The sequence below is a fragment of the Streptomyces kurssanovii genome (assembly GCF_040677245.1).
GTDB classification, from domain to species: Bacteria; Actinomycetota; Actinomycetes; order Streptomycetales; family Streptomycetaceae; genus Streptomyces; species Streptomyces kurssanovii.
This window is the reverse complement of sequence record NZ_JBFAQK010000036.1, coordinates 18,763-27,924: the sequence shown is the minus strand read 5'-3', so window position 1 is coordinate 27,924 and position 9,162 is coordinate 18,763. Positions and strand designations below refer to the sequence as shown.

Sequence of the window (9,162 nt, the reverse complement as noted above, 5' to 3'; positions counted from 1 at the left end):
GAGTGACGAGCTATGACGACCAACCCGTTCGAGGACCCGCAGGGCCGCTTCCTGGTCCTGGTCAACGACGAGAACCAGCATTCGCTGTGGCCCTCGTTCGCCGAGGTGCCCGCGGGATGGCGCACCGTGTTCGGTCAGGACACCCGGGACGCCTGCCTCGCCTACGTGGAGGCCAACTGGACGGACCTGCGGCCGGCGAGCCTGATCGCGCGGCAGGGCTGAATCCCGCTCGGGGACGGGCCGGCGGGGGTGGCGGGGCCTCCGCCACCTGAACCGCCGGCCGTCCGCCACCTGAACCGCCGGCCCGTCGGCCCGCCGGCCGGGAGTCCGCGGCCACCCACGCGGGACGGTGACCGCGGCCACCCACGCGGGACGGTGACCGCGGCCACCCACGCGGGACGGTGACCGCGCCCGCCGTGCGGGACGGTGACCGCGCCCGCCACGCGCCGGGATCGGTTGACGGCCGTCCACGACGCCCCGGCGGAGCGGGGGAAGCCGGCGGCGTCGAGGCGCGAAGCTGGTGGCGGTTGTGGCGCCAAGGGCCTGACGGCCGGCCTGCGACGCCCCTCGGGAGTACGGGAGTCGGCGGCGTCGGGGCGCGGAGCCTGCGCCACCGTGCCCGGTCCCGCCCGGGTCACGCCTTGGCGGCCGTCCGCGACGCCCCGTCGTCCCCCGGCCGCCGGCGGCTGTCGGACCACGCCGACCAAAGGTCGCCGTAGCGCCCGCCCGCCGCCACCAACTCCTCGTGCGTGCCCGTCTCGACGACCCGGCCCCCGTCGAGGACGACGACACGGTCGGCGGTCGCCGCCTGGGGGAGCCGATGGGCCACCACCAGCGCCGTCCGGCCTTCAAGTGCCTTGAGCGCGGCCGCCTCCAGGGTGCGGGCCCCGGCACTGCCCGCGTCCGCCGTGGCTTCGTCGAGGATCGCTATCGGCGGATCGGCCAGGACCAGGCGGGCCAGCGCCAGATGCTGGGCCTGGGTCACCGTGAGGCGGTGGCCGCCCTCTCCGACGACGGTGCCGAGCCCGTCAGGCAGCGCCTCCACCCAAGCGAGGGCGTCGACCCGGGCGAGCGCGCCGCGCAGCTCGTCGTCGGTGGCCTCGGGCCGGGCCAGCCGCAGGTCCTCCGCCAGCGGTCCGGCGAACACATGGACCTCCTGGCTGATCAGCGTCACCGCACGCCGGATGCCGGCCGGTCCGAGCTCTCGCGCGTCGACGCCGCCGAGGCTGAACGAGCCGCCGGACGGCGGATGGACACCGGCGATCAGCTTCGCCAGGGTCGTCTTCCCTGCCCCGCTGGCACCGACCAGCGCCACCCGCTCGCCGTCACGGACCTCGAGGTCGACCTCGCGCAGTACCGGGTGCCCGGGCACGTACGCGTGGCCGAGCCCGTACACCTTGACGGACCCGTCGACCGGCACGGGGGCGCCGGCCGGATCATGCTCTGCCGGCAGGCTCGACACGCCGACCAGGCGGGCAAGGCCCGCGCCGGCCGACTGCGCCTCGTCGATGAGGAAGAGCGCGGCGTTGACGGGATTGAACAGGCTGTGGAAGTAGAGCGCCGCGGCGGTCGCCGTGCCGATGCTGACGGAACCGTCGCCGACCAGCAGGAATCCGGTGACCAGGACCGACGCCAGGCCGACGAACTCGGCGAGGTTGAGCCGCGAGAAGAACCCGGAAACGAGCCGGATGCCGCGCAGCGCGAGGTCTACCGCGTCCCGTGACCGCTGCTCCAGCAGCCGCGCGTGCCTGGCGTTCAGCCGGAACGCGCGTACGGTCCGCACACCGCCGACGCTGTCGAGGAGCTGGTGCTGGAGGGCGCCGGCCGCCACCCGGTGCGCCGCGTACACCGGGGTGGAGCGGGGGATGTACCACCGAACGGTCAGGATGTGGACCGGTACGGCCGGCAGGACGGCGAGGAGGAAACGCCAGTCCAGCACGGCGAGTCCGACCAGGGTGAGCACGATGGTGAGGACGGCGCCGCTGAACTCGGGCAGTGCCTGGCGCACGGCCTTCGTCACCAGCGTCACGTCGCCGGTCACCCGGGAGGTCAGATCGCCGGAACCGGCCCGCTCCACCCGTTGCAGCGGCAGCCGCAGCGCCCGCTCGACGAACCGCTCACGCAGACCCGCGAGCACGGTCTCGCCGAGCCGGGCGACGAGCGAGCTGCCGACCGCGGTGGCGACGCCCCTGGCCGTCGCCACGACGAGGAGGAGGACCATCGGCAGTGTGAGCGAGCCGGGGCCGCGTTGCGCGACGACCAGGTCGACGATGCGGCCCAGCAGGGGAGCGGTCAGCATGCCGATGCCCGTTCCGAGGAGGAGGACGGACACCGCGGTCACGGTCAGCAGCCGGTGGCCGCGCAGCAACGTGCCGACGGCGGCGAGGGTCTGGGCGCCGGTGGCGATCGGCAGCAGCTCACGGTCGGGTGTGCCGGTCCCGCTGGTCGTCCGGCCTCCGTCGTCCGCGGCTCCGGGTCCGGCGGCGCCTTCACCGGGCGCGGTCGCCTTGTCCCGAGAGGCCGCCTCGTCGTGCGGGGCGCCGCCCCGTGCGGCCGTCACGCCAGCACCACCGAGCGGTACGCCTCGTCGGTGGCGACGAGATCAGGGTGGCGGCTGTCCATCGTGACGACGCCCTCGTCGATCACCACCACACGGTCGGTCACGGCCAGCAGAGCGGGACTTGTGGTGACGAGGATCGTCGTGCGGCCCCGGCGGAGTTCGCTCAGCCGCGCGGCGATCCGCGACTCGGTGACGGTGTCGACCGCCGTGGTCGGATCGTGGACCACCAGCACCGGCGGATCGGCGGCGAGCGCCCGTGCCAGCGCGACCCGTTGACGCTGCCCGCCGGACAGCGACCGGCCGCGCTCGGTCAGCATCGTGTCCACCCCCTGCGGCAGGGCCTGTGCGACGTCGTCCGCCGCCGAGGCCGTCAGCGCGGGTCCGACGTCCACGGGGCCGCCGTCCCGCCCGGCCAGTACGTTGTCCAGCAGACTGCTCTCGAACAGATCCGCGTCGTGGTGGGCGACCAGGATCGCGCCCCGCACGTCGGCCGGTGCGAGCGAGGCCAGGGGCACGCCGTCGAGCTCCACCGTCCCCTCCGCGGGATCGAGTTCACGGCCGAGGCACAGCAGGAGGTCGCTCGCCGCGGCCGGGTCCCTGACGACCACGCCGAGGAGGGTTCCGGCGTCGATGTCGAGGTCGGTCCCGCGCAGCGCCCCGTACGTGACGCCGCGCAGCCGCAGTGCGCCGGTGACCGGGCCGGGCAGCGCGGCCGTCCCGGCGGGCACGGCGGCTGGCGACGCCAGCACCTCCGCGATGCGCTCCGCGGAGGCACGCCCCTGCGCGAACTCGCCGCTGACGTAGGTGAGCAACTGGAACGGCCCGAGCAGGAACTGGGCGAGTCCCACGGCCGCCACCAGGTCGCCGATGCTGATCGCGCCCCGCATCGCCAGGTGCGCGCCGACCAGCCCGATGACGGCGATGAAGATCCCTGTGAGGGCGAGGATCGCCCCGTCGTGCCACGCCCGGCTGCGGGCCGCACGCAGGGCCGCCGCCAAAGAGTCCTGGCTGGTGCGCCGGTACCGGGACACCGCGGCCTGCTCCGCCCCGATCCCCTTGAGCACCCGCAGGCCCGCCACCAGATCGGCGGCGACGCCGGAGGCGTGGGCGGCGCGCTCCTGCTCGACCTCGCTGCGCCGCTCGAGCGGCCGGCTGATGCGGTGGCCGATCCACAGCAGGGGCGGGACGCCGAGCAGGATCAGCAGACCGAGGGGTACCGAGATCCGCAGCAGCACCACCGCGCTGACGGCCAGTCCGGCGAATGCCGAAACGCCGTAGGAGAGCGCCGCCGCGACGGCGCCCACCCGCTCCGCGTCGCCGGTGGCGACGGCGGTCAGCGCCCCGGGGAGCCGGCCCGTGTCGGCGCCGCCACGCGGGTCGAGCACCTTGGCACCGAGGTCCAGCCGTATCCGGTGCGCGGCGTGCTCGCCGGCCGCGTCGGTGATCCTGGCGGCGGTCCGGTAACACGTGGACAGGACGAGGAAGAGTGCGGCCAGCAGCCCGAGCCTGGCCAGGAGGGCGCCCGAGGAGCCGGTCGCCACCGCCTCGTCGATGATGACGCCGATGACGACGGGGACCATCGCCTCGCACGCCTGGTGCGTCATCCCGAGCAGCGAAGCCCCGGCGATGTGGCGGCGCCGGCCGCCGATCGCCCTTCGGAGGACCTGGCCCCCCGTCGGTCCTCCGTCGAGCATGCGGTACCTCCGAGGAGAAGCAGGCAAGTCAGGTAAGGCTACCCTGATTTGCCTCCCGCTTCGCCGGGCCCGGCCGTGAGTTTCCTTCGGCCCGCGCGCAGGACGCGCCGGTTCCGGCCGTTGCCTCAAGGGCGGGCCCCGTCGGGTGAAATGGCGCAAAGCGCAGGGGCGTTGACCCTCCGGCCGCGGTTCGGTTAGCCTCACCTAAGTGACCGTGTGACGTCGTCACATTGCCTGCGTGCTACGCGATTTGCCGCCAGGGGGTATCGCTTGTTGGTCGAGGCGCAGGCGCCGTCCGGAAGCGGTGCCGACGAACCGGCCGCGCCCCCGACCCGACGGGCCGCGGTGGCCGCGCTGCGGAGTCTGGGTCTCCTCGTGGCGCTCGGGGTGCTGGTCCTGATCTCCTTGCTCAGCGTCTGGATCGGTACCAGGGACATCCCGTTCACCTCGACGTGGAGCGTGCTGTGGCAGCCCGACGGGTCGGACGCGGCGGTCATCATCCACGACTACCGGATCCCACGGACCCTGCTCGGCCTGCTGGTGGGCATGGCTCTGGGCCTGTCGGGCGCGCTGATGCAGGCGCTGACCCGCAACCCGCTCGCTGATCCCGGTCTGCTCGGCGTGAGCCTCGGCGCCTCGACCGGCGTGGTCGTGGCCATCGCGTTCCTGGGCGTCGGCTCGGCCCTCGGGTACGTGTGGTTCGCGTTCGTCGGCGCCGCGGTCGCCTCCGTCGTCGTCCATCTGCTCGGCTCCGCGGGCCGTACCCTGGCCACCCCGGACCGGCTCGTCGTCGCGGGAGCGGCGGTGACGGCCGTGCTGTACGCCTTCAACTCGGCGGTGCTGCTGCTCGATCCACGGGCGTTCGACAAATTCCGGTTCTGGACGGTGGGCGCGCTCGCCGGCCGGGACCTCGGCATCGTGCAGGTCGTCCTGCCGTTCGTCGTGGTGGGTGTGGTGATCGCCCTGGCGCTCGCCCCGTCGCTGAACGCGCTGGCCATGGGCGACCAGTTGGGACGGGCCCTGGGGGTGAACGTCGGCCGGACCCGGATGCTCGGCGCGCTGGCGGTGATGCTGCTGTGCGGCGCCGCCACCGCCGCCGCCGGCCCCATCGGGTTCGTCGGACTCGTGGTGCCGCACGTGGCGCGTTTCTTCGTGGGCCCCGACCAGCGGTGGCTCCTGGCGTACTCGATGCTGCTCGCGCCGATCCTCGTCGTCGGCTCCGACACACTGGGCCGGGTGATCGGCGCTCCCGGCGAGGTCCAGGTCGGCATCGTCACCGCGTTCCTCGGTGCTCCGCTGTTCCTCGCGCTGTGCCGCCGACGGAAGTTGGCCATGCTGTGAGCGCCGTAAGGAAGGCCGGGACCGCGGCGACAGGAACCACCGGAAGCGGCGGGCGGGCCGGCACGTCGAAGCCCCGCGTGATCAGTGGACGCGTCGTCCGTACCCGCGGTGGACGCGTCTCCCTGCGCGTCCAGGGCCGTGCGCTGGCCGTGACGTCGGTGCTCCTCGTCGCGCTTGTGGTGATCATGGGGGTCTCCCTCACCACCGGGGACTTCGAGCTGTCCGTCGGCGAGGTGCTCCGGGCGCTCACCGGCGACGGAACGGGCGGCGCGGACTTCATCGTCAACACCCTGCGCATGCCCCGGCTGGTGACCGCGCTGTGCGTCGGGGCGGCGCTGGCCGTCAGCGGTGCGGTGCTGCAGAGCCTGACCCGCAACGCCCTCGGCAGCCCGGACATCATCGGCTTCACCAACGGCTCGGCGACCGGGGCGCTGCTCGTCATCGTCGTGTTCCACGGCAGCATGACCGAGATCGCCGTCGGGGCGCTGATCGGCGGGCTGGTCACCGCCGCCGTCGTCTACCTGCTGGTGTTCAGCGGTGGGACGCAGGGCTTCCGGCTCGTCGTCATGGGCATCGGGGTGAGCGCCCTGCTGCTCGCCGTCAACTCCTACCTGATCACCCGGGCGAGCTGGCAGGAGGCGCTGGAGGCGCAGGCGTGGCTGATCGGCAGCCTGGGCAACCGCGGCTGGGACCACGCGGTCGCGATCGGCGTGGCCGTCGCCGTCCTGCTGCCCCTCGCCTTCGTCCTCGCCGGCCGGCTCTCCATGGTGGAGATGGGCGACGACACGGCGACGGCCCTCGGCGTCGACGTGGCACGCAGCCGGGTCGCCCTGCTGTTCGTCAGCGTCGCGCTCGCCGCCTTCGCCACCGCCGTGACCGGACCGATCTGGTTCATCGCGCTGGCGGCCCCGCAAGTGGCGAGGAAACTGATCCGGTCGCCCGGCCCCGGACTGGTCCCCGCCGCCCTGATGGGCGCCGTGATGCTGGCCGGGAGCGATCTCGCGGTCCAGCGCCTCTTCTCACCCGCCCTCCTGCCGGTGGGCACGGCGACCGGCACCATCGGCGGGCTGTATCTCATCTGGCTGCTGGTCACGGAGTCACGAAAGAGCCGCGTATGACAGCGACGACCGCCCCGACGGCCCGGCTCCGGGCCGAGGACCTCACCCTCTCCTACGACCGGCGGACCGTGGCCACCTCACTCGGGATCGTCATACCCGACCACTCGTTCACCGTGATCATCGGGCCGAACGCCTGCGGCAAGTCCACCCTGCTCAAGGCGCTGGCCAGGATGCTGCGCCCGGCCGCAGGACAGGTGTACCTCGACGGGGCCGCCATCTCGTCGTACCGCTCCCGTGAAGTCGCCCGCAGGCTCGGCCTCCTGCCGCAGTCGTCGACCGCGCCCGGTGGCATCACGGTGGGGGACCTCGTGGCCCGGGGCCGCTACCCGCACCAGCGGCTGCTGAAGCAGTGGACGGCCCAGGACGAGGACGCCGTGATCGCCGCCATGCGGCAGACCGGGGTGCTGGAACTCGCCGACCGTCCCGTCGACGACCTCTCCGGCGGTCAGCGGCAACGCGTCTGGCTCTCCATGGTGCTGGCCCAGGAGACGTCCGTCCTGCTGCTCGACGAACCGACCACCTACCTCGACATCGCCCACCAGGTGGAGGTCCTCGACCTCTGCGCCGATCTGCACGAACGCAAGGGTCACACGATCGTCGCCGTCCTGCACGACCTCAACCAGGCGTGCCGCTACGCCAGTCACCTGGTCGTCATGAGAGCCGGCGGCGTCATCGCCGCGGAGGGCGACCCGGCGACGATCATGACCGCGGAGCTGGTGGAGGACGTGTTCGGCCTGCCCTGCCGGATCATCGACGACCCCGAGACCGGTACCCCGCTCATGGTGCCCACTGCGCGCAAGCGCCGTGCCATGGCCCGGACATCCTAGGGACGGACCGCCCATGCTCTGCACGAGGCTGACGAACGCGAACATCGTCACCATGGACCCGCGGCATCCCGTCGCCCGTGAACTGGGCATCTGGCGCGGCCGGATCGTCGGCCTGGACGACGCGGTGTCCGCACTGCCCGCGCGCGAGGTGATCGACCTCCAAGGCGCCACCGTGCTCCCCGGATTCATCGACGCCCATGTGCACCTCGCCTGGGCGGGTCTGAAGGCGAGCACACCCAGTGTGGCCCCGTGCGAGCGGGTCGACGACGTGCTCGCGGTGGTGGCGGACGCCGTCGCCCGCAAGGGGTCCGGCGGCTGGGTCGACATCGGCGGCTACGACCAGCGCGCCCTGGGACGCCATCTGACCGCCGCCGAACTGGACCAGGTCAGCGACGGGCACAAGCTGTTCATCATGCACGACTCCGGACACGGCTGCGTGGTCAACAGCGCCGTCCTGGACCTGTTGCCGGCCGATGTCCCGCACCGGGACGGCTTTCTCGCGGAAAGCGCCATGACCGCGGCGCGGCGGCTGCGGCTGCCGTACGCGCAGGAGGAACTCGCCGACGCGATCGAGCGCGCCGCCCGCACCTGCCTGGACGAAGGCGTCACAGCCTGCGCGGAGGCCGGCATCGGGGGCGGCCTCCTCGGCCACAGCCCTGTCGAGCTCGGCGCGTACCAACTCCTGCGGGACCAGGGCCGACTGCCCCTGCGCGTCCAGCTCATGGTGGCCGCGGACACGCTGCGCCCCGTCGGCTCGCACCGCTCGGACGGCATACCCCGCGCCCTCGACCTAGGCCTGCGCACCGGGTTCGGCGACGACTGGCTGTCCGTGGGCGCCCTCAAGGTCTACACCGACGGCGGCATGATGGCCAGGACCGCGGCGCTCACCGCCCCGTACCACGGCATGGAACACACAGGGGAGTTCCAGGACGATCCGGAGCGCATCGCGGACACCATCGTGGACGGTCATCTCGCCGGGTGGCAGCTCGCCGTCCACGCGATCGGCGACCGCGCCGCCGACCTGGCGCTGGACGCCCTGGAACGGGCACAGCGCCTCCGCCCGCGCCCCGGCGCCCGTCACCGCATCGAACACGCGGGCCTGATCCGGCCCGACCAGCTTCCCCGCCTCGCACGGCTCGGCGCGAGCGCCGTCGTCCAGCCCAACTTCCTGCGCTACTTCGGCGACGACTACGCGACGGTCATGGGCGAGGGCAGGGCACCGTGGCTGTACCGCGGCAGGGCGTTCCTCGACCACGGCATCACCCTCGTGGGCAGCTCCGACCGCCCGGTCACCGACGGATCACCGCTGCGCGCCGTCCAGTTCATGGTCGAGCGCGCCTCCCGGTCCGGCCGGCTGATCGGCCCGGACGAGGGCATCACCGTCGAAGAGGCGCTGCGCTCGTACACCGTCGACGGCGCCTACGCCTGCCACTGGGAGGACAGCGCGGGCAGCCTCGCCCCGGGCAAACGCGCCGACCTGGTCGTGCTCGGGGACGACCCGCGCCGCGTCAGCACCTCGCACATCGGTGACATCGAGGTCGTGGCGACGTTCGTCGACGGCCGCGAGCGGCGCACGGCGGCGTCCGGGGAATGACCGTGCGCGGCGTGCTCACGCGTGACCC

At 73.3% G+C, this 9,162-nt stretch carries 7 protein-coding genes; 5 read left to right on the top strand and 2 right to left on the bottom strand.

Annotated features, from left to right (window positions below):
* Positions 1-12 precede the first annotated feature (12 nt).
* Positions 13-222, top strand: a complete 210-nt coding sequence (locus AB0K36_RS23190) for an MbtH family protein (RefSeq protein ID WP_364597529.1) — start codon at positions 13-15, stop codon at positions 220-222.
* A gap of 412 nt (positions 223-634) precedes the next feature.
* Here AB0K36_RS23190 and AB0K36_RS23185 read toward each other — a convergent pair whose 3' ends face one another.
* The gene (locus tag AB0K36_RS23185; protein ID WP_435877915.1) at positions 635-2,560 is read right to left on the bottom strand and encodes an ABC transporter ATP-binding protein; all 1,926 of its coding nucleotides are present in this window, start codon (positions 2,558-2,560) and stop codon (positions 635-637) included.
* The gene (locus AB0K36_RS23180; protein WP_364597526.1) at positions 2,557-4,254 is read right to left on the bottom strand and encodes an ABC transporter ATP-binding protein; all 1,698 of its coding nucleotides are present in this window, start codon (positions 4,252-4,254) and stop codon (positions 2,557-2,559) included. The genes AB0K36_RS23185 and AB0K36_RS23180 overlap by 4 nt, the downstream gene beginning before the upstream one ends.
* A 270-nt stretch (positions 4,255-4,524) precedes the next feature.
* On the opposite strand from AB0K36_RS23180, the gene AB0K36_RS23175 reads away from it, so the two are divergent.
* From AB0K36_RS23175 to AB0K36_RS23160, 4 genes are read left to right on the top strand one after another with little or no spacing between them, the layout of a single operon-like run.
* Positions 4,525-5,595 carry a FecCD family ABC transporter permease gene (locus AB0K36_RS23175; RefSeq protein WP_364597523.1) on the top strand — a complete coding sequence of 357 codons (1,071 nt, stop codon included), beginning with the start codon at positions 4,525-4,527 and terminating at the stop codon, positions 5,593-5,595.
* The gene (locus AB0K36_RS23170) at positions 5,592-6,713 is read left to right on the top strand and encodes a FecCD family ABC transporter permease (protein WP_435877914.1); all 1,122 of its coding nucleotides are present in this window, start codon (positions 5,592-5,594) and stop codon (positions 6,711-6,713) included. Before AB0K36_RS23175 ends, AB0K36_RS23170 begins: the two co-directional genes overlap by 4 nt.
* Positions 6,710-7,540: an ABC transporter ATP-binding protein gene (locus AB0K36_RS23165; protein ID WP_364597517.1), complete on the top strand. Its 831-nt coding sequence runs from the start codon at positions 6,710-6,712 to the stop codon at positions 7,538-7,540. Before AB0K36_RS23170 ends, AB0K36_RS23165 begins: the two co-directional genes overlap by 4 nt.
* Positions 7,541-7,553: 13 nt before the next feature.
* Entirely contained in the window at positions 7,554-9,134 is a 1,581-nt protein-coding gene (locus AB0K36_RS23160; protein ID WP_364597514.1) for an amidohydrolase, read from the top strand.
* The last annotated feature ends 28 nt before the right edge of the window (positions 9,135-9,162 follow it).